The sequence below is a fragment of the Geopseudomonas sagittaria genome (assembly GCF_900115715.1).
Lineage (GTDB): Bacteria > Pseudomonadota > Gammaproteobacteria > Pseudomonadales > Pseudomonadaceae > Geopseudomonas > Geopseudomonas sagittaria.
Genome location: NZ_FOXM01000009.1, coordinates 70,772 through 93,965 on the forward strand (window position 1 = coordinate 70,772; position 23,194 = coordinate 93,965).

The 23,194-nt window shown below is 66.9% G+C and carries 23 protein-coding genes and 1 pseudogene; 12 read left to right on the top strand and 12 right to left on the bottom strand.

The annotated features are described in order from the left end of the window. Positions 1-69: 69 nt before the first annotated feature. The gene (locus tag BM297_RS12330; RefSeq protein WP_092431940.1) at positions 70-663 is read left to right on the top strand and encodes a nitroreductase family protein; all 594 of its coding nucleotides are present in this window, start codon (positions 70-72) and stop codon (positions 661-663) included. Between the two features lie 316 nt (positions 664-979). Then, on the top strand, positions 980-2,302 hold the full coding sequence (locus BM297_RS12335; RefSeq protein WP_092431942.1) for an OprD family porin: 1,323 nt from the start codon (positions 980-982) through the stop codon (positions 2,300-2,302). A gap of 168 nt (positions 2,303-2,470) precedes the next feature. Here BM297_RS12335 and BM297_RS12340 read toward each other — a convergent pair whose 3' ends face one another. Further along, the gene (locus tag BM297_RS12340) at positions 2,471-3,469 is read right to left on the bottom strand and encodes a sulfate ABC transporter substrate-binding protein (protein ID WP_092431943.1); all 999 of its coding nucleotides are present in this window, start codon (positions 3,467-3,469) and stop codon (positions 2,471-2,473) included. A 239-nt stretch (positions 3,470-3,708) separates the two neighbouring features. On the opposite strand from BM297_RS12340, the gene BM297_RS12345 reads away from it, so the two are divergent. The 7 genes and pseudogenes from BM297_RS12345 to BM297_RS12375 all read left to right on the top strand — a co-directional run bounded on the left by BM297_RS12345 (position 3,709) and on the right by BM297_RS12375 (position 9,366). Further along, complete coding sequence (locus BM297_RS12345) at positions 3,709-4,347, top strand: peroxiredoxin (protein WP_092431946.1); 639 nt, start codon at positions 3,709-3,711, stop codon at positions 4,345-4,347. A 98-nt stretch (positions 4,348-4,445) separates the two neighbouring features. Further along, positions 4,446-5,033: an NADPH-dependent FMN reductase gene (gene ssuE, locus BM297_RS12350; protein ID WP_092431949.1), complete on the top strand. Its 588-nt coding sequence runs from the start codon at positions 4,446-4,448 to the stop codon at positions 5,031-5,033. Positions 5,034-5,180: 147 nt separating this feature from the next. Then, positions 5,181-6,146 carry a sulfonate ABC transporter substrate-binding protein gene (locus BM297_RS12355; protein WP_092431951.1) on the top strand — a complete coding sequence of 322 codons (966 nt, stop codon included), beginning with the start codon at positions 5,181-5,183 and terminating at the stop codon, positions 6,144-6,146. A 108-nt stretch (positions 6,147-6,254) separates the two neighbouring features. Then, a pseudogene (gene ssuD / locus BM297_RS12360) lies at positions 6,255-7,399 on the top strand (FMNH2-dependent alkanesulfonate monooxygenase). A 121-nt stretch (positions 7,400-7,520) separates the two neighbouring features. Next, positions 7,521-8,312 carry an aliphatic sulfonate ABC transporter permease SsuC gene (ssuC, locus tag BM297_RS12365; protein ID WP_092431953.1) on the top strand — a complete coding sequence of 264 codons (792 nt, stop codon included), beginning with the start codon at positions 7,521-7,523 and terminating at the stop codon, positions 8,310-8,312. After that, positions 8,309-9,106 carry an aliphatic sulfonates ABC transporter ATP-binding protein gene (gene ssuB / locus BM297_RS12370; protein ID WP_092431955.1) on the top strand — a complete coding sequence of 266 codons (798 nt, stop codon included), beginning with the start codon at positions 8,309-8,311 and terminating at the stop codon, positions 9,104-9,106. Before ssuC ends, ssuB begins: the two co-directional genes overlap by 4 nt. 44 nt (positions 9,107-9,150) lie before the next feature. After that, positions 9,151-9,366, top strand: coding sequence for a TOBE domain-containing protein (locus BM297_RS12375; protein ID WP_090310682.1), 216 nt, complete (start codon positions 9,151-9,153; stop codon positions 9,364-9,366). Between the two features lie 65 nt (positions 9,367-9,431). Here BM297_RS12375 and rplS read toward each other — a convergent pair whose 3' ends face one another. From rplS to ffh, 5 genes are all read right to left on the bottom strand, one after another. Continuing rightward, a complete protein-coding gene (gene rplS, locus BM297_RS12380) occupies positions 9,432-9,788 on the bottom strand; it encodes a 50S ribosomal protein L19 (RefSeq protein ID WP_090310680.1) in 357 nt (118 codons plus the stop codon). Between the two features lie 42 nt (positions 9,789-9,830). Continuing rightward, positions 9,831-10,574, bottom strand: a complete 744-nt coding sequence (trmD, locus tag BM297_RS12385) for a tRNA (guanosine(37)-N1)-methyltransferase TrmD (protein ID WP_092431958.1) — start codon at positions 10,572-10,574, stop codon at positions 9,831-9,833. A 3-nt stretch (positions 10,575-10,577) separates the two neighbouring features. Further along, on the bottom strand, positions 10,578-11,114 hold the full coding sequence (rimM, locus tag BM297_RS12390; protein WP_092431960.1) for a ribosome maturation factor RimM: 537 nt from the start codon (positions 11,112-11,114) through the stop codon (positions 10,578-10,580). 9 nt (positions 11,115-11,123) lie between these two features. Next, positions 11,124-11,369 (bottom strand): 30S ribosomal protein S16, encoded by a 246-nt coding sequence (rpsP, locus tag BM297_RS12395; RefSeq protein ID WP_090310674.1) that lies wholly within the window; start codon positions 11,367-11,369, stop codon positions 11,124-11,126. 218 nt (positions 11,370-11,587) lie between these two features. Next, entirely contained in the window at positions 11,588-12,964 is a 1,377-nt protein-coding gene (gene ffh, locus BM297_RS12400; protein WP_092431961.1) for a signal recognition particle protein, read from the bottom strand. 142 nt (positions 12,965-13,106) lie between these two features. On the opposite strand from ffh, the gene BM297_RS12405 reads away from it, so the two are divergent. Then, entirely contained in the window at positions 13,107-13,904 is a 798-nt protein-coding gene (locus BM297_RS12405; RefSeq protein ID WP_092431963.1) for a cytochrome C assembly family protein, read from the top strand. A 13-nt stretch (positions 13,905-13,917) separates the two neighbouring features. After that, a complete protein-coding gene (locus BM297_RS12410; RefSeq protein WP_092431965.1) occupies positions 13,918-15,204 on the top strand; it encodes an HlyC/CorC family transporter in 1,287 nt (428 codons plus the stop codon). 69 nt (positions 15,205-15,273) lie between these two features. On the opposite strand, the gene purT is transcribed toward BM297_RS12410, so the two are convergent. From purT to BM297_RS12430, 4 genes are read right to left on the bottom strand one after another with little or no spacing between them, the layout of a single operon-like run. Further along, positions 15,274-16,455, bottom strand: a complete 1,182-nt coding sequence (gene purT, locus BM297_RS12415; protein ID WP_092431967.1) for a formate-dependent phosphoribosylglycinamide formyltransferase — start codon at positions 16,453-16,455, stop codon at positions 15,274-15,276. Positions 16,456-16,467: 12 nt separating this feature from the next. Beyond that, the gene (locus BM297_RS12420; protein WP_092431968.1) at positions 16,468-16,695 is read right to left on the bottom strand and encodes a DUF1289 domain-containing protein; all 228 of its coding nucleotides are present in this window, start codon (positions 16,693-16,695) and stop codon (positions 16,468-16,470) included. Continuing rightward, the gene (locus tag BM297_RS12425; RefSeq protein ID WP_092431970.1) at positions 16,695-17,219 is read right to left on the bottom strand and encodes a gamma carbonic anhydrase family protein; all 525 of its coding nucleotides are present in this window, start codon (positions 17,217-17,219) and stop codon (positions 16,695-16,697) included. Before BM297_RS12425 ends, BM297_RS12420 begins: the two co-directional genes overlap by 1 nt. Positions 17,220-17,245: 26 nt before the next feature. Further along, entirely contained in the window at positions 17,246-17,848 is a 603-nt protein-coding gene (locus BM297_RS12430) for a CoA pyrophosphatase (RefSeq protein WP_092431972.1), read from the bottom strand. 271 nt (positions 17,849-18,119) lie between these two features. Between BM297_RS12430 and BM297_RS12435 the strand changes: the two genes are divergently transcribed. Beyond that, positions 18,120-18,626, top strand: coding sequence for a L,D-transpeptidase family protein (locus BM297_RS12435; RefSeq protein ID WP_092431973.1), 507 nt, complete (start codon positions 18,120-18,122; stop codon positions 18,624-18,626). A gap of 97 nt (positions 18,627-18,723) precedes the next feature. Here BM297_RS12435 and BM297_RS12440 read toward each other — a convergent pair whose 3' ends face one another. Both BM297_RS12440 and purL read right to left on the bottom strand, forming a co-directional pair. Further along, positions 18,724-19,041, bottom strand: coding sequence for a YqfO family protein (locus BM297_RS12440; protein ID WP_092431975.1), 318 nt, complete (start codon positions 19,039-19,041; stop codon positions 18,724-18,726). 243 nt (positions 19,042-19,284) lie between these two features. After that, on the bottom strand, positions 19,285-23,181 hold the full coding sequence (purL, locus tag BM297_RS12445; protein ID WP_092431977.1) for a phosphoribosylformylglycinamidine synthase: 3,897 nt from the start codon (positions 23,179-23,181) through the stop codon (positions 19,285-19,287). Positions 23,182-23,194: the final 13 nt, after the last annotated feature.

Here is a 23,194-nt window from a genome sequence, read left to right on the forward strand (position 1 = left end):
AGGCACTATGCCCGGCATGCTAGTGCGCCGCTGGCCACCTGATCCGGACCGCCCACCAAGGAGCCCCCCATGAGCAACAAAAAACGCGTCGCCACCCATGCCATCGACCCGCAGTTCATCGAGCGCTGGTCGCCGCGCGCCTTCACCGGCGAAGACATTCCCGAGGCCACCCTGCTCGGCTTCATCGAGGCCGCGCGCTGGGCGCCCTCGGCCTACAACGCGCAGCCCTGGCGCTTCCTCTACGCGCGCCGCGACAGCGCCGACTGGCAGCGCTACCTGGACCTGCTGGTCGAGGCCAACTGCGGCTGGGCGCAGCATGCCTCGGCGCTGCTGGTGATCGTCTCGAAGACCACCTTCGTGCCGCCGGGCAAGAGCGAGGAGCAGCCTGCCGCCTCGCACGCCTTCGATACCGGCGCCGCCTGGGGCTTCTTTGCCCTGCAGGCGCACCTGGCCGGCTGGCACACCCACGCCATGGCCGGCTTCGACAAGGAGCTGGCGCGCCGCGAGCTGAAGATCCCGGACGGCTACGAGGTGCACGCCATGGTCGCCGTCGGCAAGCGCGGCGACGCCGCCAGCCTGCCCGAGGCCCTGCAGGCCCGCGAGACGCCCAGCCCGCGCCTGGCGCTGGAGGCCATCGCTGCGGAGGGCGAGTTCAGCCTGTAACCCCGCCGTGAAAGCACGAGGGCGAAGTCAGCTACAGCCTGCCGCTGTTCTGACCGAGCGCCGGCAGTGCGCGACAAACGCACTGCCGGCCTGCCCGAGCGTCTGGGTCGGCGCTTTCCGGCGCTTGCAACACGAGCGACATGCTGCACGACATATTCCATAATAGAATTTAAAAATAAATAATTATTCTTTTTTGATTTTACAATCCTGTCATACCCTCTCCGCCTGACATATAGCGGTCATCTTGCCGTGCCTCCAACGGGAAGCACGCCGATGCCCACCGCTGTACCGCCATGTACTCACGGAGAATCACGCAATGAACAAGTCCCCCCTGGCCCTCGCGGTCATCGCCGGCACCCTGGCCCTGGCCGGCACCGCCCAGGCCGCCTTTGTCGAGGACAGCAAGTCCAGCCTGACCCTGCGCAACTTCTATTACGACCGCAACGACAAGAACACCGCCAACAACAACAGCGAGGCCAGCGAGTGGGGCCAGGGCTTCATCTTCAACTATGCCTCCGGCTACACCGAAGGCACCGTGGGCTTCGGCGTCGACGCCGTCGGCCTGCTCGGCGTCAAGCTGGACTCCGGTGGCCGCGATAACAAGGCCGGGCGCGATCGCCGTCCGGGGCAGCTGTTCCCCCTGGAGAGCGACGGCAGTGCGGTGGACGATTACAGCAAGGCCGGCCTGACCGCCAAGGCCAAGGTATCCAACACCGAACTGCGCCTCGGCACCCTGCAGCCCAAGCTGCCGGTGGTGAACTTCAACGACGGCCGTATGCTGCCGCAACTGTTCGAAGGCGGCCAGATCACCTCCGGCGAGATCGACAACCTGACCCTGACCGCCGGCCAGCTGGAGCACGCCAAAGGTCGCAGCTCCACCGACAGCACCAGCCTGCGCATCGGCGGCGCCACCAGCGACGCCGACTCGAACAAGTTCTACTACGCCGGCGGCGACTACAAGCTGAGCAAGGACCTGACCGCCCAGTACTACTACGGCAACCTGGAAGAGTTCTACGAGCAGCACTTCGTCGGCCTGGTACACAACTGGGCGCTGCCGGTCGGTGCGCTGAAGAGCGACCTGCGCTACTTCGACAGCAGCTCCGATGGCAAGAACGCCAGCGCCGCCGGCCGCGGCGAGGGCTATGTCAGCAACGGTTTCTGGAAGGCCGGCGACGCCAACCGCGGCGAGGTCGACAACCAGACCTGGAGCGCCCTGTTCACCTATACCCTGGGCGGTCATGCGCTGAGCGCGGGCTACCAGCAGGTCGACGGCAACAGCGACTTCCCGTTCCTCAACCAGGGCGACGGCTCCTCCAGCTACCTGATCACCGACGTGCAGATCAACAAGTTCGCCAGCGCCGGCGAGCGCACCTGGCTGGCCGGCTACGCCTACGACTTCGCCAAGCTCGGCGTGCCGGGCCTGAAGGCCAGCGCGCTGTACCTGAGCGGCGACAACATTGATGCGGCCAGCGGTGACAACAAGGAGTGGGAACGCGACCTGCGCTTGGACTACGTGCTGCAGGATGGCGCGCTCAAGGGCCTGGGCTTCACCTGGCGCAACGCCAGCCTGCGCGGCAACGATAGCACCGACCTGGACGAGAACCGCCTGATCGTCAGCTACACCCTGCCGCTGCTGTAACTCGCCCACAGCCTGCTGCGCCAAAGCCCGACGGGACCACCCGCCGGGCTTTGGCTTGCCCGGGCATCTGGGCCCTGACGCAGCGCCGCCCATGCAGGCTTTGCTGAACTGCAGACAACAAAAAGCCCGGCCGGGTCATCCCGCCGGGCTTTTTGCCGTGCAGCGCGGTTACTGCGCGCCGTAGGCCTGGTCGAACACGCCGCCGTCGTTGAAGTGGGTCTTCTGGATCTGCGGCCACTCGCCGAAGGTCTGCACCGCGTCGAGCAGCTCGACCTTGGGGAAGCGGTCGGCGAACTCGGCGAGGATCGCCGGGTTGCGCGGGCGCAGGTAGTTGGCGGCGGCGATGCGCTGGCCCTCGTCGGACCACAGGTACTTGAGGTAGGCATCGGCCTCGGCACGGGTGCCCTTCTTGTCGACCACCTTGTCGACCACCGCCACCGGCGGCTCGGCCTGCACCGACACGCTCGGGTAGACCACCTCGAACTCGCCGCGACCGAACTCGCGGGCGATCATCTCGGCCTCGTTCTCGAAGGTCACCAGCACGTCGCCGATCTGGTTCTGCATGAAGGTGGTGGTCGCCGCGCGGCCGCCGGTATCCAGCACCGGCGCCTGCCTGAACAGCTTGCCGACGAACTCGCGCGCGGCGGCCTCGTCGCCGCCGGTCTTCAGCACGTAGCCCCAGGCCGACAGGTAGGTGTAGCGGCCGTTGCCCGAGGTCTTCGGGTTGGGCACCACCACCTCGACGCCGCCCTTGAGCAGGTCCGGCCAGTCCTGCAGGCCCTTGGGGTTGCCCTTGCGGACGATGAACACGGTAGCCGAGGTGAAGGGTGCGCTGTTGTCCGGCAGGCGCGCTGCCCAGTCCTGCGGAATCAGCTGGCCGTGGTCGTGCAGGGCGTTGATGTCGGTGGCCATGTTCATGGTGATCACGTCGGCCGGCAGGCCGTCGATCACCGCCCGCGCCTGCTTGCTCGAGCCGCCGTGGGACATCTGGATCTGCAGCGGCTGGTTGCCCGCGGCCTGCCAGTGCTTCTGGAAGGCGACGTTGTATTCCTTGTAGAAGTCGCGCATCACGTCGTAGGAGACGTTGAGCAGGCTGGCGGCCTGGGCCGTGCCGGAAGCCAGCGCCACGCTGGCCGCCAGCAGGGAAGAAGTAAGCAGTCGCTTCATCGGGCAATCCCTGGGGTCTGGAGACAAGAAAATCGGACTATAGGAAATATTTTTTATTCCATAAAAGAATATTTGGTTACTGAGCTAGGCATTTCAGGAATAAATCGCGTGAGCGCTGAGCTCGACCTTAAATATTCGTTTTAGTTATTAATAAATCAAAATATATTCTTTTTAATGCGATCCGATCCTGCGCATAGTGGCCTCCACCCAAGGACATCCCCCTTCTGAGGAGCAGAACCATGAGCATCCGCCTCGGCGATATCGCCCCCGATTTCGAACAGGATTCCAGCGCCGGTCGCATTCGCTTCCACGAGTGGCTCGGCGACAGCTGGGGCATTCTGTTCTCTCACCCGGCCGACTTCACCCCGGTGTGCACCACCGAGCTGGGCTTCACCGCCAAGCTGAAGGGCGAATTCGCCCAGCGCGGCGTCAAGGCCATCGCCCTGTCGGTCGACCCGGTGGACTCGCACCTGAAGTGGATCGAGGACATCAACGAGACCCAGGACACTCAGGTCAACTTCCCGATCCTCGCCGACGCCGACCGCAAGGTCTCCGACCTCTACGACCTGATCCACCCGAACGCCAGCGACACCCTCACCGTGCGCTCGCTGTTCATCATCGACCCGAAGAAGAAGGTGCGCCTGATCATCACCTACCCGGCCAGCACCGGGCGCAACTTCCACGAGATCCTGCGGGTGATCGATTCGCTGCAGCTGACCGACAATCACAAGGTCGCCACCCCGGCCAACTGGCAGGACGGCGACGAGGTGGTGATCGTGCCCTCGCTCAAGGACGAGGCCGAGATCCAGCAGCGCTTCCCTAAGGGTTACCGCGCGGTGAAGCCTTACCTGCGCCTGACCCCGCAGCCGAACCACTGATTTTCAACGCCAAGTTTTCAACCCTTAATCCACGATGGGGTTCGGGGCCTGAACGGCAGGACAGGCCTCTTTTTTATTCTCACGAGAAGGAAACAGCCATGCTGGTGGTATCCCTTTCTGGCAGCCCCTCGCAACAGTCGCGCTCCGGCGGTCTGCTCGAGTGGTCGCGCCGCTGGCTGAGCGCGCGCGGCGTGGAAGTGATCAGCTTCGGCGTGCGCGACTTCGCCGCCGAGGACCTGCTCTACGGGCGCTTCGACAGCCCGCAGGTGATCGAACTGGCCGAGCACGTGCGCGCCGCCGACGGCCTGCTGGTCGCCACCCCGGTGTACAAGGCCGCCTATTCCGGCGCGCTGAAGGCCCTGCTCGACCTGCTGCCCGAGCGCGCCTTGGCCCACCAGGTGGTGCTGCCGCTGGCCACCGCCGGCAGTCCGGCACACCTCTTGGCGCTGGACTACGCGCTGAAGCCGGTGCTCGCCGCGCTGAAGGCCGAGGAAGTGCTGCAGGGGGTGTTCGCCGACGATCGTCAGACCCGCTACGAAGAGGGCCACGTGGTCCTCAGCGAGGAGCTGGAGCAGCGTCTGGAAGCGGCACTGGAGCAGTTCTACCAGGCGCTGGTGCGCCGTCCGCGCCATCTGGAGCCGGGGCAGCTCGAACAGCAGCTGCTCGGCGCCCGCTGGAGCGTCTGAACCACGATTCCCCTCCGGGCGAGCGCTCCCGCGCAGTCCACGATTTTCCGTCCTCCCCCACGGGGCGAGGCACTTGAAAGTCCTCACTCGTCCGTCAACGGACCAGCAGGCATCCACCACTACCGACTTGCATACAAGGAGAGCGCCATGCGCACCCCCTACCTGCGTCGCGGACTGGTCGCCCTGCTGGCAGCAGCGATCTCCTCCGCCGCCCTCGCCGCCGATGACGCCGACAACACCCTGCGCATCGGTTACCAGAAATACGGCACCTTGGTCCTGCTCAAGGCCAAGGGCACTCTGGAGCAGCGCCTCGCCGAACAGGGCGTGAAGGTGCAGTGGACCGAGTTCCCCGGCGGCCCGCAGCTGCTGGAAGGCCTCAACGTCGGCTCGATCGACTTCGGTGTGACCGGCGAGACCCCGCCGGTGTTCGCCCAGGCCGCCGGCGCCGACCTGCGCTACGTGGCCTACGAGCCGCCGGCACCGACCGGCGAGGCAATCCTGGTGGCCAAGGATTCGCCGATCCAGTCCGTCGCCGAACTCAAGGGCAAGAAGGTCGCCCTCAACAAGGGCTCCAACGTGCACTACCTGCTGGTGCGCGCGCTGGAAGATGCCGGCCTGTCCATCAAGGACATCACCCCGATCTACCTGCCGCCGGCCGACGCCCGCGCCGCCTTCGAGCGCGGCAGCGTCGACACCTGGGTGATCTGGGACCCCTTCCAGGCCGCCGCCGAGCAGCAGCTGTCGGCGCGCACCCTGCGCGACGGCAGCGGGCTGGTCGACAACCACCAGTTCTACCTGGCCAGCGGCAGCTACGCCCAGCAGCACCCGCAGGTGGTCGGCGCGCTGATCGAGGAGATCCGCGCCGTCGGCGTGGAGGCCAAGGCCGATCCGGCCAAGGTGACCGCCCAGGTCGCCCCGCTGATCGGCCTGCCGGCCGACATCACCCACAAGGCGGTGACCCGCCAGGGCTACGGTGCCCAGCCGCTGACCCCCGACGTGGTCGCCGCCCAGCAGAAGATCGCCGACACCTTCGCCGACCTCAAGCTGATTCCCAAGCGCTTGAGCATCAAGGACGTGGTCTGGACGCCGCCGGCCAAGGTCGCCCAGCAGTAACTCCCGTGGCGGGCGCGCCCTCAGGGCCGCCCGCACCTCCGATCATCGAATCATCGCGCGCATGAGCTACGCCCCGCCGCCGGCGCGCCCACTTTCAGGAATACTGCGATGAGTCTGAACATCTTCTGGTTTCTCCCCACCCACGGTGACGGCCACTACCTGGGCACCGCCGAAGGCGCCCGCGCCGTCGACCACAGCTACCTGACCCAGGTGGCCCAGGCCGCCGACCGCCTCGGCTTCGGCGGCGTGCTGATCCCCACCGGACGCTCCTGCGAGGACTCCTGGCTGGTCGCTGCCTCGCTGATCCCGGCCACCCAGCGCCTGAAGTTCCTGGTCGCCCTGCGCCCGGGGATCATCTCGCCGACCGTAGCCGCACGCCAGGCGGCGACCCTCGACCGCCTGTCCAACGGCCGCGCTCTGTTCAACCTGGTCACCGGCGGCGATCCGGACGAGCTGGCGGCCGACGGCCTCAACCTCAGCCACGCCGAGCGCTACGAGGCCGCCGTGGAGTTCACCCATGTCTGGCGCAAGGTGCTGGAAGGCGAGACCGTCGACCTCGACGGCAAGCACATCCAGGTCAAGGGCGCCAAGCTGCTCTACCCGCCGATCCAGCAGCCGCGCCCGCCGCTGTACTTCGGTGGTTCTTCCGAGGCGGCTCATGAGTTGGCCGCCGAACAGGTAGAGCTGTACCTGACCTGGGGCGAGCCGCCGCAGGCGGTGGCCGAGAAGATCGCCGACGTGCGCGGCCGCGCCGCCCGGCACGGCCGCACGGTGAAGTTCGGCATCCGCCTGCACGTGATCGTGCGCGAGACCAACGAGGAAGCCTGGGCTGCCGCCGAGCGGCTGATCAGCCACCTGGACGATGACACCATCGCCAGGGCGCAGGCCTCGCTGGCGCGCTTCGACTCGGTCGGCCAGCAGCGCATGGCCGCCCTGCATGGCGGTCGCAAGGACAAGCTGGAAGTGGCGCCCAACCTGTGGGCCGGGGTCGGCCTGGTGCGCGGCGGCGCCGGCACCGCGCTGGTCGGCGACGGCCCGACCGTGGCGGCGCGGGTCAAGGAGTACGCGGTCTCGGCATCGACACCTTCGTGTTCTCCGGCTATCCGCACCTGGAGGAATCCTACCGCGTCGCCGAGCTGCTGTTACCGCACCTGGACATCGCCCAGCCGCAGCGTCCCGAGAGCCGCGGCTACGTCAGCCCGTTCGGCGAGATGATCTCCAGCGACATCCTGCCCAAGGCAGCGGCCAGCTGAGGATCTGATCGTGCCCACGCTCCAGCGTGGGCACGCAGCCCGGAACGACGGACGCCGAGCGTCCACACCATGGGTTCCCACGCCGGAGCGTGGAAACCATAGTGAAAAGAGTGAATGAACGATGAGTACGACACCTATCCATCGGCTGGCCCTGCGCCTGGCACCCTGGGCACTGCCGGTCCTGCTGCTCGGCGTCTGGCAGCTGGCCGCGAGCAGCGGCTGGCTGTCCAGCCGCATCCTGCCGGCGCCCAGCGCCGTGGCCGTCGCCGGCTGGGTCCTGCTGAGCAGCGGCGAACTGTGGCAGCACCTGGCGATCAGTGGCTGGCGCGCCGCCATCGGCTTTGCCATCGGCGGCAGCATCGGCCTGCTGCTCGGCTTCATCACCGGCCTGTCGCAATGGGGCGAGCGCCTGCTCGACAGCTCGGTGCAGATGATCCGCAACGTGCCGCACCTGGCACTGATCCCGCTGGTGATCCTGTGGTTCGGCATCGACGAGAGCGCGAAGATCTTCCTGGTCGCCCTCGGCACCCTGTTCCCCATCTACCTGAATACCTACCACGGCATCCGTAGCGTCGACGCCGGCCTGGTGGAGATGGCGCGCAGCTACGGCCTCACCGGTTTCGCCCTGTTCCGCCAGGTGATCCTGCCCGGCGCCCTGCCGTCGATCCTGGTCGGCGTGCGCTTCGCCCTCGGCTTCATGTGGCTGACGCTGATCGTCGCCGAGACCATCTCGGCCAACGCCGGCATCGGCTACCTGGCGATGAACGCCCGCGAGTTCCTGCAGACCGACGTGGTGGTGCTGGCGATCCTGCTCTACGCGGTGCTCGGCAAGCTGGCCGACCTCGCCGCGCGCAGCCTGGAACGCCTGTGGTTGCGCTGGCACCCGGCCTATCAGCAAGGAGGTGCCCGATGAGCGCCCAGGACCTCAAGCGCGGCATCCCGCTGCACCTGCACGGCGTGGCCAAGGCCTTCGGCGAGCGCAGCGTGCTGCATGGCATCGACCTGCACATCCCCGCCGGCCAGTTCGTCGCCGTGGTCGGTCGCAGCGGCTGCGGCAAGAGCACCCTGCTGCGCCTGCTCGCCGGCCTGGACAGCGCCACTGCCGGCGAACTGCAGGCCGGCAACGCGCCGCTGGCCGCGGCCCGCGAGGACACCCGGCTGATGTTCCAGGAGGCGCGCCTGCTGCCGTGGAAGCGGGTGATCGACAACGTCGGCCTCGGCCTGACCGGCGACTGGCAGAGCCAGGCGCTGCAGGCCCTGGAAGCGGTCGGCCTGGCCGAACGCGCCCACGACTGGCCGGCGGCGCTGTCCGGCGGGCAGAAGCAGCGCGTGGCCCTGGCCCGCGCGCTGATCCACCGCCCGCGCCTGCTGCTGCTCGACGAGCCGCTCGGCGCCCTGGACGCGCTGACCCGCATCGAGATGCAGCAACTGATCGAGCGCCTGTGGCAGCAGCACGGCTTCACCGTGCTGCTGGTGACCCACGACGTCAACGAGGCGGTGGCGGTCGCCGACCGGGTGATCCTGATCGAGGACGGCCACGTCGGCCTCGACCTGCCGATTCCGCTGGCCCGCCCGCGTCCGCGCGCCTCGGCGGCGCTGGCCGCACTGGAAGCCCGGGTGCTCGAGCGCGTGCTGGCCCTGCCGGCGCAGGAAGAAACGGCCGAACCCGTATCACCACTGCCCACGCAGCTGCGCTGGGCCCTGTAACCCACTGATCCCGCAGCAACCCCTACCCTTCAAGGAGCAAGACCATGACCATCAAGGCCATCAACGTGCGCAACCAGTTCAAGGGCACCATCCGCGAGATCATCCTCGGCGACGTGCTGTCGGAGATCGACGTGCAGACCGCCGCCGGCATCGTCACCTCGGTGATCACCACCCGCTCGGTCAAGGATCTCGAACTGGCGGTCGGCAGCGAAGTGATCGCCTTCGTCAAATCCACCGAGGTGTCGATCGCCAAGCTGTGAGCGACAAATCGCAGGCACAAAAAAAGCAGCCCGAGGGCTGCTTTTTTTGTGCAGGGAAGCGGGTCTTAGACCAGCTTCTCCTTGATGCGGGCGGCCTTGCCGGACAGCGCGCGGAGGTAGTACAGCTTGGCCTTGCGCACGTCGCCGCGACGCTTGACGTTGATGCTGTCGACCAGCGGGCTGTAGGTCTGGAAGGTACGTTCCACGCCCACACCGTTGGAGATCTTGCGCACGGTGAAAGCGCTGTTCAGGCCGCGGCTGCGCTTGGCAATGACCACGCCTTCGAAGGCCTGCAGACGCTGACGGTCGCCTTCCTTCACTTTCACCTGGACGATCACGGTGTCGCCGGGGGCGAAGGCCGGGATCTCTTTGCTCATCTGTTCAGCTTCGATCTGCTGAATGATCAGGTTCTTGTTGCTCATGCTGTGCTCCAAAGACAAGTCGTGTGACTCGCCATCGATACGTTAACTATCGTCCCGCTGGCGGATGTATTCCTCCAGCAGCTTCTTCTCTTCTCCAGAAAGCGAGCGACTATCCAGAAGATCGGCACGTCGTTCCCAGGTACGTCCCAGGGACTGCTGCAAACGCCAGCGCCGGATGTGTTCGTGGTTGCCGCTGAGCAGCACCGGCGGAACACTTCTGCCTTCGTACACCTCGGGTCGGGTGTAGTGCGGGCAATCGAGCAGGCCGTCGGTAAACGAGTCCTCCTCGGCGGAATCTGCATGCCCCAACGCTCCGGGCAGCAACCGCGTAACCGCATCGATCAGCACCATGGCCGGCAGCTCACCGCCGGACAGGACATAATCGCCAATCGACCATTCCTCATCCACATGCGTCTCGATGAAACGCTCGTCGATGCCTTCGTAACGCCCGGCGATGAGGATCAGTCGCTCCTCGGTCGCCAGTTCGCGGACTGCCGCCTGATCCAGACGTCGTCCCTGTGGCGACAGGTAGATCACCTTGGCCACAGCGCCGGCAGCCTGCCTGGCATCGGCCAGGGCGCGCTCCAGCGGCTTGATCTTCATCACCATTCCGGGGCCGCCGCCGAAAGGCCGGTCGTCCACCGTCTGGTGGCGGTCTTCGGTGTAGTCCCGCGGATTCCAGCAGTGCAGTTGCAGGAGACCCTGCTTCACCGCGCGACTGGTAATGCCGTACTCGCCGATGGCAGCGAACATCTCGGGGAACAGGCTGAGAACGTCTACCCGCATGGGTTAGAAATCCGCATCCCAGTCCACCCGCATCTCACCGGCAGACAGGTCGACGCTTTGCACGCATTGCCCGGTATAGGGCAACAGACGCTCGCGATCATCCAGACTGCCCGTGCAGGGCTTCACCACCAGCACGTCATTGGCACCGGTTTCCAGCAAGTGATCGACCTGGCCGAGCAACTGCCCGTCCTGATTGATGACCTTCAGACCTTCCAGCTGATACCAGTAGTACTCGTCATCCTGCAGTGCCGGCAGCTGGCTGCGCGGTACACAGATGAGGAATCCGGCATAGCCACGGGCCTCTTCGCGATCGTCGAGTCCCTTGATCTTGGCGGTCAGCACCTTGTTGTGCAGGCGCCCACTGGCCAGTTCGACCTGTCGAACCTCGCCATCGCGCGTAAGCGTCCAGTGACGGTAGCTCAGCAGGTTATCCAGCGGATCGGTGTAGGAATACACCTTCACTTCGCCGCGGATGCCGTACACCGAACCGATTTTGCCGAGAACGACCAGATCCTCGGCGGGTGCCGGCGAATTTTGCATGATCAAGGCTTAGGCTTGCGCCGCTTCCTTGAGCAGCTGGGCAGCGCGCTCGGACGGCTGGGCGCCCTGGCTCAGCCAGTACTGGGCACGTTCGGCGTTAACGGACAGGCGCACTTCAGCACCGGTGGCAACCGGGTTGAAGAAACCGATACGCTCGACGAAACGGCCGTCACGGGCGGAGCGGCTGTTGGTCACGGTCAGGTGGTAGAAAGGGCGCTTCTTGGAGCCACCACGAGCAAGACGGATAGATACCATTGAACTTCGTTCCTGTAGTCGGTGCTTGCAAAAACTGTATGCACACTAGGGCCCACGGCCCGAAAGGCCGCACATTTTAAGGATTATCCAGGGATTTGCAAAGCCCTTTTGCGGCGCTCGCCAAAGCGGGCACCGGCATGGAGTCATCCTCGGTTCATCGCGCACTGCCGGAGCAGGCCGCGAAGATCGGCGGCGACCCGTAGGCCGCCGCCCGATTCTTACATCTTCGGCATGCCGCCACCGGGCAGCAGACCACTCATTCCGCGCATCATCTTGGCCATGCCGCCCTTGGCGGTGACCTTCTTCATCATCTTCTGCATCTGCTTGTGCTGCTTGATCAGGCGGCCGACATCCTGCACCTGGGTGCCGGAACCCAGGGCGATGCGGCGCTTGCGCGAACCGCTTATGACTTCCGGATCGCGGCGCTCGAGGGGGGTCATCGAGTTGATGATCGCCTCCATCTGCTTGAACTGCTTCTCCGCCACGTTCTGGGCGTTGCCCATCTGGCCGAGGTTCATGCCGCCGAGCATCGGCAGCTTGTCCATCAGGCTGCCGAGGCCGCCCATGTTCTTCATCTGCTGCAGCTGGTCGCGGAAGTCTTCGAGATCGAAGCCCTTGCCCTTCTTCAGCTTCTTGGTGAGCTTCTCCGCCTTCTCGCGGTCCATGGTCTGCTCGGCCTGCTCGATCAGGCTGAGCACGTCACCCATGCCGAGGATGCGCGAGGCCACGCGATCGGGATGGAACGGATCGAGCGCTTCGCTCTTCTCGCCCATGCCGAGGAACTTGATCGGCTTGCCGGTGATGGCGCGCACCGACAGCGCGGCACCGCCACGGGCATCGCCGTCGACCTTGGTCAGCACCACACCGGTCAGCGGCAGGGCCTCGTTGAAGGCCTTGGCGGTGTTGGCAGCGTCCTGGCCAGTCATGGCGTCGACCACGAACAGGGTCTCCACCGGATTGATCGCCGCGTGGACCTGCTTGATCTCGTCCATCATCTCGGCGTCGATGTGCAGACGACCGGCGGTGTCGACGATCACCACGTCGATGAACTTCAGCTTGCCCTCGGCGATGGCCGCGCGGGCGATATCCACCGGCTTCTGGCTCAGGTCGGAGGGGAAGAAGGTGACTCCCACCTCGCCGGCCAGGGTCTCCAGCTGCTTGATCGCCGCCGGACGGTAGACGTCGGCCGAGACCACCAGTACCGACTTCTTCTTGCGCTCCTTGAGGAAGCGCGCCAGCTTGCCCACCGTGGTGGTCTTGCCCGCACCCTGCAGGCCGGCCATCAGGATCACCGCCGGCGGCGCGGCGGCGAGGTTGAGGTCCTCATTGGCCGCGCCCATCAGTTCTTCCAGCTCGGCGCGGACGATCTTCACGAACGCCTGACCCGGGGTCAGGCTCTTCGACACCTCGGTGCCGACCGCGCGATCCCTGACCTTGTTGACGAAGTCCTTGACCACCGGCAGGGCGACATCGGCCTCGAGCAGGGCCATGCGCACCTCGCGAAGGGTGTCCTTGATGTTGTCCTCGGTCAGCTTGGCGCGGCCGGTGACATTGCGCAGCGTCTGCGAGAGGCGGTCGGTCAAATTCTCGAACATGCACGGTCCTTTGAAGGGGGAGCTTGCGGCAAGTCGGCGATTATAGCCGAGTGCGACGGCCGCCGACACCGCCCGCAGGCTTTCGTGGATAGCCGGTTCTGTGCCAAACTCGGCAACTCCGAGGCTTCCCCCACAAGGACTTATGACGCCTTTGCTGCCCAGCCTGGCTGCAGCCGGCCTGTATGCCGGTGCGGCACTCTACCAGGCCCTGCTGCTTTCCCGTCGCGCGGTGCCCGACAAGCGCCTGCTCGGCCTGCTCGGCGTGCTCGCCCTGCTGGCCCACGGCATCGGCCTGCGCCTGCTGCTGCTGGACAACGGCGCCCTGCGGCTCGACTTCTTCAACGCCGCCAGCCTGCTGGCCGCCGCGGTGATCGCCCTGACCCTGCTGGCCAGCCTGCGCATCCCGGTGGAGAACCTGCTGATGCTGCTGTTCCCGCTCGGCAGCCTGACCGCCCTGCTCGCCCTGCTGCCCGGCGGTACCACCCAGCCGATCGTCGAGGCACCGGGCATTCTCGCCCACATCCTGCTGTCGATCCTCGCCTACGGCATGCTGACCATGGCAGTGCTGCAGTCCCTGCTGCTGCTGCTGCAGAACCACCAGCTCAAGCACAAGCATCCCTCCGGGATCATCCGCAACTTCCCGCCGCTGCAGACCATGGAAAGCCTGCTGTTCAGCTTCCTGTGGGGCGGCTGGCTGCTGCTCTCGCTGTCGCTGCTGTCCGGCTGGCTGTTCCTCGACGACCTGTTCGCCCAGCACCTGGTGCACAAGACCCTGCTCGCCTGCCTGGCCTGGGTGGTGTTCGGCGTGCTGCTGTGGGGTCGCCATCAGCTCGGCTGGCGCGGCGGCAAGGCGATCCGCTGGACCCTGGCCGGCTTCCTCCTGCTGATGCTGGCCTATTTCGGCAGCAAGCTGGTTCGCGAATTCATCCTGCACATCTAGGGCACCTGACGCCGTGGGCGACTTCCATTCAAGCTTTCTGTTCGGCCTGCTGGTCTTCCTGATCATCTGCTCGGCGTTCTTCTCCAGTTCGGAGACCGGCATGCTCAGCCTCAACCGCTACCGCCTGCGCCATCTGGTGCGCGAGGGGCACAAGGGCGCGCGCCGCGCCAGCGCACTGCTCGACCGCCCGGACCGCCTGCTCGGTACCATCCTGGTCGGCAACAACATCGTCAACATCCTCGCCGCCTCGATTGCCACCGTGCTCGCCGTGGAGCTGTGGGGCGACGCCGGCATCGCCATCGCCACGGTACTGCTGACCATCGTCATCCTGATCTTCGGCGAGATCACCCCCAAGACCTTGGCGGCCCTGCGCCCCGAGCAGGTGGCCTACCCGGCCAGCCACCTCCTGCTGCTGCTGATGCGCCTGTTCTATCCGCTGGTGTGGCTCACCGGCGCGATCAGCAACGGCCTGCTGCGTCTGTTCGGCGTCGACCCGGCCCAGGCGCGCCAGGACAGCCTGTCCACCGAGGAACTGCGCAGCGTGGTGCGCGAATCCGGACCAGGCCTGCCAGCCGACCGGCAGAGCATGCTGCTGGGCATCCTCGACCTGGAGAAGGTCACGGTCAACGACATCATGATCCCGCGCAACGAGGTGGTCGGCATCGACCTGGAGCAGGATCTCGAGCTGATCATCGCCCAGCTGCGCACCACCACCCACACCCGCCTGCCGGTCTACCGGCACGACTTCAACCAGGTCGAGGGGGTGATCCACATGCGCCGCATCGCCCGTCTGCTGACCCACAGCCAGCTGACCTGCGAGGCGCTGCGCAGCGCCTGCGTGGAGCCCTACTTCGTGCCGGAGAACACCCCGCTGTCGACCCAGCTGATCAACTTCCAGAAGCACAAGCGGCGCATGGGCATGGTGGTCGACGAATACGGCGAGGTGATCGGCCTGGTCACCCTGGAGGACATCCTCGAGGAGATCGTCGGCGAATTCACCACCCAGCCCAGCCAGCGCGCGGCGGACGTGCACCCGCAGGAGGACGGCAGCTACGTGATCGACGGCAGCGCCAACATCCGCGAGGTCAACCGCGAACTGGACTGGCACCTGCCCTGCGACGGCCCGCGGACCATCAACGGCCTGGTCACCGAAGCGCTGGAAAACATCCCCGACAGCAGCGTGTGCCTGAAGATCGGTCCCTACCGCCTGGAAATCCTCGAGCCGGCGGAAAACCGCGTCAAGCACGTGCGCGCCTGGCGCGCCGACAGCCCGCCCGACGAGGCCAGCGCCGAGCACTGAGCCGCGCTGACGAAACGAAAAGGCCGGCCCTCGCGAGAGTGGCCGGCCTTTTGCGTTGCGCAGCTGGCGTTACAGCTCGACGCTGACCGCCTGCGCCGCGGCCAGCGCCTTGGCGCGCGCCGCCTCGATCGACTCGTCACGCGCCAGCGCCACGCCCATGCGCCGCTGACCGCTGACTTCCGGCTTGCCGAACAGGCGCAGCGCGGTATCCGGCTCGGCCAGCGCCGCGCCGAGGTTGCCGAAGCGCACCGCGCGCGACTCGCCCTCGACCAGGATCACCGCCGAGGCGGACGGACCGAACTGGCGGATCGCCGGAATCGGCAGGCCGAGGATGGCCCGCGCGTGCAGGGCGAACTCGGAGAGATCCTGGGAGATCAGCGTCACCAGGCCGGTGTCGTGCGGGCGCGGCGACACCTCGCTGAACCACACCTGGTCGCCCTTGATGAACAGCTCGACGCCGAACAGGCCGCGCCCGCCGAGGGCCTCGGTCACCGCGCAGGCGATGCGCTCGGACTCGGCCAGCGCCTGCGCCGTCATCGCCTGCGGCTGCCAGGACTCCTGGTAGTCGCCCTTCTCCTGACGGTGGCCGACCGGCGCGCAGAAGGTGGTGCCGCCGCTGTGGCGCACGGTGAGCAGGGTGATCTCGTAGTCGAAGTCGATGAAGCCCTCGACGATCACCCGGCCCTTGCCGGCGCGACCGCCTTCCTGGGCGTAGTCCCAGGCCTTCTGCACGTCGGCCTCGCCGCGCAGCAGGCTCTGGCCCTTGCCGGAGGAGCTCATGATCGGCTTGACCACGCAAGGGAAACCCAGCTCGACCACCGCGGCGGCGTAGTCGGCGAAGGAGTCGGCGAAGCGGTACGGCGAGGTGCGCAGGCCCAGCTCCTCGGCGGCCAGGCGGCGGATGCCCTCGCGGTTCATGGTCAGCCTGGCCGCACGCGCGGTGGGCACCACGGTGAAGCCCTCGGCTTCCAGCTCGACCAGGGTATCGGTGGCGATCGCCTCGATCTCGGGGACGATGTAGTGCGGCCGCTCCTGCTCGATCACCGCACGCAGGGCGGCACCGTCGAGCATGCTGATCACGTGACTGCGATGCGCCACCTGCATGGCCGGCGCGTTGGCGTAGCGGTCGACGGCGATCACCTCGCAGCCCAGGCGCTGCAGTTCGATGGCGACTTCCTTGCCCAGCTCGCCAGAGCCGCACAGGAGCACACGGGTCGCGCTCGGCGACAGCGGGGTTCCGATCATGGTCACGGAATGCTTCCTTCAGAGGGGATTGGGTTTTACCAGAAAGAGTCCGCCAGCCAGGGCGCGCTGGTGGCAGCGCGCGAGCACCGCACGACGCTCGGCGTTGTCCATGCGCCCCCAGCGGGTGATTTCCTCGCCGCTGCGCTGGCAGCCGACGCAGATGTCATCGTCGTCCAGCGCGCAGACGTACACGCAGGGCGAGGCGACCGGCTTTTCCGGCGCGTCCGACGGCGGCAGCTCGGCCATCAGCCGGCCTGCTCGACCAGCTCGCGGGCATAGCGGCGGGCATTGTCGACGTAGTGCGCGGCATTGCTCTCCAGGCCGCGCATCTGTTCTTCAGTGAGCATGCGCACCACCTTGCCCGGCACGCCCATCACCAGGCTGCCGTCGGGAATCTCGCGACCCTCGGGAATCAGCGCGCCGGCGCCGATCAGGCAGTACCTGCCGATCTTCGCGCCGTTGAGCACCACCGCCCCGATGCCGACCAGACTGTGGTCGCCCACGGTGCAGCCGTGCAGGGTGACCTTGTGGCCGATGGTGACGCCCTTGCCGAGGGTCAGCGGCCAGCCCATGTCGGTGTGCAGCACGCTGCCATCCTGCACGTTGCTGCCCTCGCCGATGTGGATCAGCTCGTTGTCGCCGCGTAGCACGGCGCCGAACCACACGCTGGCGTCGGCATCCAGGCGCACCTTGCCGATCAGGCTGGCATCGGGAGCCACCCAGCTGTCGGGATGAGCTTCGACACGGGCATCGCCCAGGCGGTATTTCATTGGCATTGTCCTCTCGGGCTGGCGAATCAACGGTAGTGGCTGAAGTGTTCGGGCGGCTGGTGCATCTCGATGCCGGCGTCGTAGATCAGGTTGACCAGCTCGACGATCATGATCGCGGTCAGCCCCCAGATCTTGAAGCCGCCGTAGCGGTAGCTGGGCACGTACCAGCTGTAGCCCAGGTAGTCGATGCGATGGGTGATCTCGCGCGGATCCTCGCGAAAGTAGTCGAGCGGCACGGAAAACACCGCGGCGATCTCGTCGTCGTTGGCCTTGAACTCCACGTAGTCGGGGATGAAGCCGACGTAGGGGGTGACCTTGATGCCGTGACGGGAGATCTGCGTACTGAGCGGGCCGATGACCTCGACCAGTCCCGGCGCCAGCCCCACCTCCTCGTGCGCCTCGCGCAGGGCGGTGAACACCAGCGACTCGTCCTCCGGATCACGCCGCCCGCCGGGAAAGGCCACCTCGCCACCGTGGGTGGACAGGCCGCTGGCGCGCAAGGTCAGCACCAGCTGCGGCTCCGCGCTGCGCGTGATCGGCATCAGCACCGCCGCTTCGGGAAAGGATTTCTCACTGGGCAGGGAACCGGGACTGTGGGCCTGTACGCGTTGGCGCAGCACGTCCAGCATGGGACACTCTCGTCATTGATGGTGAACGAATCATGGCACGAAAGGCCGGGCACGCCCAAGCCCCGGCTTGCCGAAGGCGACGCACGCAGACATTTGCCCACCGCCGCCCTTCCCCCACCCTCGGCACTCACCTAAAATTCACCCATAGTCACCGCCGGCAACAGTCCGGCCCTTACCGTGGCACAGCGCGACCATCAGCCCTTGCGGCGCGCTGCATGAACAACCGGCCGCCGGGCTGACGGCCACCCTGGTTTGCACTGGAATGCCCGTCATGCGCTGGTTGATCGTCCTGTTCTGCTTCTTCTTCACCAGCCTGCCCCAGGCCATGAGCACGCCCAGCCTGGAGTCGCCGACGGCGGTCGACAAGGTGCTGGTGGTCAAGTCCGAGCGCAAGCTGCACCTGCTCAGCCGTGGCGAAATCCTCAAGAGCTACCGGGTCTCGCTGGGCAAGCAGCCCAACGGCCCCAAGCGCTATCAGGGCGACAAGCGCACCCCGGAAGGCTTCTACTGGATCGACTGGCGCAAGAACAGCGACAAGTACAACCTGTCCATGCACATCTCCTACCCCAACGAGCGGGACCGCCAGCATGCCGAACAGAAGGGCCTGCCGGCGGGCGACATGATCATGATCCACGGCACCCCGCTGGACGAGGAATACCCCGAGTGGTACTTCCACACCCTCGACTGGACCGAAGGCTGCATCGCCATGCGCAACCACGACATGCGCGAGGTGTGGAGCCTGGTCAAGGACGGCACGCTGATCGAAATCCGCCCCTGAGCTCAGCCGCCAGAATCTGCGCACAATAAAAAAGGTGCCGGCATCCGGGGATGCGGCACCTTTTTCGCTTCAGGGCGGGTTTCGGACGGGATCGCGCCTAGAACACCATGTCCGACAGCCGCCAGACGTCGAAGGCCGGCGTCTCGTAGGGGTGGCTCTGCTTGAGCGCCTTGACCGCGGCGTGGATCAGCTCGTCCGCCACCACCAGCTCGACCTTCCACTCCGCCACCTGGGCCAGCTCGCCCTGGGCACCGACGTAGGGCTGGCTGCCCGGCAACGGATGGAACTGGCCCTGGCCGAGGGTCTGCCAGCAGCAGCTGTCGTACTCGCCGATGCGCCCGGCACCGGTGGCGAAGATCGCGGTCTTGACCGCGTCCAGATGGGACTCGGGAACGAAGAAACACAGCTTGTACATCAAGGTCTCCGGCACGAAGGGGTGAATCGGCAGCAATGCCCGCAGGCCGCTATCCTGCCACAACCGCTGGCGCTCTGGCGCCTCCTCCTTGACGGCTTGTCGGCACGATCCGCCGAGCGGCGGCAGATTCCCGGCCAAAGCCCGCGGCACAGATGCAAAAAAGGGCGTCCGCTCGCTTGCGCACGCCCTCGATGACCGACACGCCCGCCAGCGCACCAGGCGCTGGACGGGCGACGGCGCGGATCAGTCGACCCAGACCCGCGCGTTGCGGAACATGCGCATCCAGCCGGCGTCTTCCTGCCAGTCGTCCGGACGCCAGGAGTTCTGCACGGCGCGGAACACCCGCTCGGGGTGCGGCATCATGATGGTGACGCGCCCGTCGCGGCTGGTCAGGCCGGTGATCCCGCGCGGCGAGCCGTTGGGGTTGGCCGGATAGGTCTCGGTGACCTTGCCGTGGTTGTCGACGAAGCGCAGCGCCACCGCGCCGGACAGGTCGGCCTGCAGCAGGGCTTCCTCGCTGGCGTACTCGGCATGCCCCTCGCCATGGGCGATGGCGATCGGCAGACGCGAGCCGGCCATGCCCTGCAGGAAGATCGACGCCGACTCCTGCACCTGGACCATGGCCACCCGCGCCTCGAACTGCTCGGAGCGGTTGCGCACGAAGCGCGGCCAGGCCTCGCTGCCGGGGATCAGCTCGACCAGGTTGGAGAGCATCTGGCAGCCGTTGCACACGCCGAGGGCGAAGCTGTCCTTGCGCGCGAAGAAGGCGCTGAAGTTGTCGCGGGCGCGGTTGTTGAACAGCACCGACTTGGCCCAGCCGCCACCGGCACCGAGCACGTCGCCGTAGGAGAAGCCGCCGCAGGCCACCAGGCCCTTGAAATCCTCCAGGCTGGCGCGACCGGCGATGATGTCGCTCATGTGCACGTCGACCACCGCGAAACCGGCGCGGTGGAAGGCGGCCGCCATCTCGGTCTGGCCGTTGACGCCCTGCTCGCGCAGGATCGCCATGCGCGGACGCACGCCCTTCTTGATGTAGGGCGCGGCGACGTCCTGGTTGACGTCGAAGGCCAGCTTGACCGACAGGCCGGGGTTGTTTTCCTCGAGCAGGCCGTCGTACTCCTGCTCGGCGCACTCGGCGTTGTCGCGCAGGCGCTGGATGCGGTAGCTGGTCTCGCTCCAGATGCGCTGCAGGATTCGCCGCTCGGCGCTGTACACGGTCTCGCCGTGCCAGTGCAGGCGGATGTCGCCACCGTTGAGCGGCTGACCGATCACCGCCACGCAGTCGCCCAGACCGGCGGCGCTGAACTGCGCCAGCACCTCGGCGGTGTCGCCCTGGCGAACCTGGATGACGGCACCCAGCTCCTCGTTGAACAGCACGGCGCCCAGCTCCTCGCGGCTGTTGGCCAGCGCGTCGAGCTGCAGGTCGAGGCCGCAGTGGCCGGCGAAGGCCATCTCGGTGACGGTGGCCAGCAGGCCGCCGTCGGAGCGGTCGTGGTAGGCCAGCAGGCGGCCATCGCTGTTGAGGCCCTGGATCACCGCGAAGAACGCCTTGAGGTCCTCGGCGTCGTCGACGTCGGGCACGCTGCGGCCGATCTGGCTGTAGACCTGGGCGAGGATCGAGCCGCCCATGCGGTTCTGGCCGCGGCCGAGGTCGATCAGCACCAGGTCGGTGGCGCCCTTGTCCAGGCGCAGCTGCGGGGTCAGGGTGCGGCGGATGTCGTTGACCCGGGCAAAGCCGGAGATGATCAGCGACAGCGGCGAGGTGACGCTCTTGTCCTCGCCGTTATCCTGCCAGCGGGTCTTCATGGACATCGAGTCCTTGCCGACCGGAATGGTGATGCCCAGCGCCGGGCACAGCTCCATACCGACCGCCTTGACGGTCTCGTAGAGGCGCGCATCCTCGCCCGGGTGGCCGGCGGCGGCCATCCAGTTGGCCGACAGCTTGATCTCGGAGAGCTTGTCGATGCTCGCCGCAGCCAGGTTGGTGATGGTCTCGCCGATCGCCATGCGTCCGGACGCCGGGGCATCCAGCAGGGCCAGCGGGGTGCGCTCACCGACCGCCATGGCCTCGCCGGTGTAGACGTCGAAGGCGGTGGCGGTGACGGCGCAGTCGGCCACCGGCACCTGCCACGGGCCGACCAGCTGGTCGCGGGCTACCAGGCCGGTGATCGAACGGTCGCCGATGGTGATCAGGAAGTTCTTGCTGGCCACCGCCGGGTGGCGCAGCACGCGCTCGACCGCCTCGTCCAGCACCAGGCCGGCGGCGGCGAAGTCGTCGCCCAGCTCCGCCTCGCGGCTCACCGAGCGGTGCATGCGCGGCGCCTTGCCGAGCAGCACGTTGAGCGGCATGTCCACGGCGTTGTTGCCGAAGTGGCTGTCGCTCACGGTCAGCTGCGGCTCGGCGGTGGCCTCGCCGACCACCGCGAACGGGCAGCGCTCGCGCTCGCAGATCTCGCGGAAAGTGTCGAGGTCGGCGGCGTCGACGGACAGCACGTAGCGTTCCTGCGACTCGTTGCACCAGATTTCCAGCGGGCTCATGCCCGGCTCGTCGTTGGGCACGTTGCGCAGCTCGAAGCGGCCGCCGCGGCCGGCGTCGTTGATCAGCTCCGGCAGGGCGTTGGACAGACCGCCGGCGCCGACGTCGTGGATGAACTTGATCGGGTTCTGCTCGCCCATCTGCCAGCAGCGGTCGATGACCTCCTGGCAGCGGCGCTCCATTTCCGGGTTCTCGCGCTGCACCGAGGCGAAGTCGAGGTCGGCGGAGCTGGTGCCGGTGGCCATCGACGAGGCAGCACCGCCGCCCAGGCCGATCAGCATGGCCGGACCGCCGAGCACGATCAGCTTGCCGCCGACCGAGATCTCGCCCTTCTGCACGTGCTCGGCGCGGATGTTGCCGAGGCCGCCGGCGAGCATGATCGGCTTGTGGTAGCCGCGCACTTCCTCGCCATGCGGGGTGTCGATGGCCTGCTCGAAGGTGCGGAAGTAGCCGGTCAGGTTGGGACGGCCGAACTCGTTGTTGAACGCGGCGCCGCCCAGCGGGCCCTCGATCATGATGTCCAGCGCGCTGACGATGCGCTCTGGCTTGCCGTAGGGCTTCTCCCACGGCTGCTCGAAACCGGGGATCTGCAGGTTGGAGACGGTGAAGCCGACCAGGCCGGCCTTGGGCTTGGAGCCGCGACCGGTGGCGCCCTCGTCGCGGATCTCGCCGCCGGAGCCGGTGGAGGCGCCGGGGAACGGGGCGATGGCGGTCGGGTGGTTGTGGGTCTCCACCTTCATCAGGATGTGCACCGGCTCCTGGTGGGCGGCGTACTCGTGGCTGCCCGGCTGCGGGAAGAAGCGCCCGGCGGTGAAGCCCTCGATCACCGAGGCGTTGTCCTTGTAGGCGCTCAATACGCCTTCGCGGTGCAGCTCGTAGGTGTTCTTGATCATGCCGAACAGCGACTTGTCCTGGCTCTCGCCGTCGATGTCCCAGCTGGCATTGAAGATCTTGTGCCGGCAGTGCTCGGAGTTGGCCTGGGCGAACATCATCAGTTCGATGTCGTGGGGGTTGCGCCCCAGCTCGCCGAAGCTCTTCACCAGGTAGTCGATCTCGTCCTCGGCCAGGGCCAGGCCCAGCTCGACGTTGGCGGCCTCCAGCGCGGCGCGACCGCCGCCCAGCACGTCGACCACGGTCAGCGGCTTGGGCTGGGCGTGGCTGAACAGCGCCTGCGCCTCATCCATCTGCGCCAGCACCAGCTGGGTCATGCGGTCGTGCAGGGTCGCGGCGACCAGCTCGGCCTCGGCCGCGGACAGCTCGCCGGCCACGTAGTAGGCGATGCCGCGCTCGAGGCGCTGGATCTTGCCCAGGCCGCAGTTGCGAGCGATGTCGCTGGCCTTGCTCGACCACGGCGAGATGGTGCCGAAGCGCGGCACCACCAGGAACAGACGGCCTTGCGGCTCCTGCACCGGGACGCTCGGACCGTACTGCAGCAGACGGGCCAGCACCTGTTCCTCGTTGCTGTCGAGTGCGCTGGACACTTCAGCGAAATGGGCAAACTCGGCGTACAGACCGGTAACCGCAGGAACCTTCTGGGTCAGTTGCTCGAGCAGTTTGCCGTGACGGAAGGCGGAAAGAGCGGGAGTGCCGCGCAGGATCAGCATTGTCGGAACAGCC

Excerpts from the sequence above, each read along its gene's own strand:
- BM297_RS12330 (WP_092431940.1), top strand. The coding sequence starts at position 70 with ATGAGCAACAAAAAACGCGTCGCCACCCATGCCATCGACCCGCAGTTC.
- BM297_RS12335 (WP_092431942.1), top strand. The coding sequence starts at position 980 with ATGAACAAGTCCCCCCTGGCCCTCGCGGTCATCGCCGGCACCCTGGCC.
- BM297_RS12340 (WP_092431943.1), bottom strand. The coding sequence starts at position 3,469 with ATGAAGCGACTGCTTACTTCTTCCCTGCTGGCGGCCAGCGTGGCGCTG.
- BM297_RS12345 (WP_092431946.1), top strand. The coding sequence starts at position 3,709 with ATGAGCATCCGCCTCGGCGATATCGCCCCCGATTTCGAACAGGATTCC.
- ssuE (WP_092431949.1), top strand. The coding sequence starts at position 4,446 with ATGCTGGTGGTATCCCTTTCTGGCAGCCCCTCGCAACAGTCGCGCTCC.
- BM297_RS12355 (WP_092431951.1), top strand. The coding sequence starts at position 5,181 with ATGCGCACCCCCTACCTGCGTCGCGGACTGGTCGCCCTGCTGGCAGCA.
- ssuC (WP_092431953.1), top strand. The coding sequence starts at position 7,521 with ATGAGTACGACACCTATCCATCGGCTGGCCCTGCGCCTGGCACCCTGG.
- ssuB (WP_092431955.1), top strand. The coding sequence starts at position 8,309 with ATGAGCGCCCAGGACCTCAAGCGCGGCATCCCGCTGCACCTGCACGGC.
- BM297_RS12375 (WP_090310682.1), top strand. The coding sequence starts at position 9,151 with ATGACCATCAAGGCCATCAACGTGCGCAACCAGTTCAAGGGCACCATC.
- rplS (WP_090310680.1), bottom strand. The coding sequence starts at position 9,788 with ATGAGCAACAAGAACCTGATCATTCAGCAGATCGAAGCTGAACAGATG.
- trmD (WP_092431958.1), bottom strand. The coding sequence starts at position 10,574 with ATGCGGGTAGACGTTCTCAGCCTGTTCCCCGAGATGTTCGCTGCCATC.
- rimM (WP_092431960.1), bottom strand. The coding sequence starts at position 11,114 with ATGCAAAATTCGCCGGCACCCGCCGAGGATCTGGTCGTTCTCGGCAAA.
- rpsP (WP_090310674.1), bottom strand. The coding sequence starts at position 11,369 with ATGGTATCTATCCGTCTTGCTCGTGGTGGCTCCAAGAAGCGCCCTTTC.
- ffh (WP_092431961.1), bottom strand. The coding sequence starts at position 12,964 with ATGTTCGAGAATTTGACCGACCGCCTCTCGCAGACGCTGCGCAATGTC.
- BM297_RS12405 (WP_092431963.1), top strand. The coding sequence starts at position 13,107 with ATGACGCCTTTGCTGCCCAGCCTGGCTGCAGCCGGCCTGTATGCCGGT.
- BM297_RS12420 (WP_092431968.1), bottom strand. The coding sequence starts at position 16,695 with ATGGCCGAGCTGCCGCCGTCGGACGCGCCGGAAAAGCCGGTCGCCTCG.
- BM297_RS12425 (WP_092431970.1), bottom strand. The coding sequence starts at position 17,219 with ATGAAATACCGCCTGGGCGATGCCCGTGTCGAAGCTCATCCCGACAGC.
- BM297_RS12430 (WP_092431972.1), bottom strand. The coding sequence starts at position 17,848 with ATGCTGGACGTGCTGCGCCAACGCGTACAGGCCCACAGTCCCGGTTCC.
- BM297_RS12435 (WP_092431973.1), top strand. The coding sequence starts at position 18,120 with ATGCGCTGGTTGATCGTCCTGTTCTGCTTCTTCTTCACCAGCCTGCCC.
- BM297_RS12440 (WP_092431975.1), bottom strand. The coding sequence starts at position 19,041 with ATGTACAAGCTGTGTTTCTTCGTTCCCGAGTCCCATCTGGACGCGGTC.
- purL (WP_092431977.1), bottom strand. The coding sequence starts at position 23,181 with ATGCTGATCCTGCGCGGCACTCCCGCTCTTTCCGCCTTCCGTCACGGC.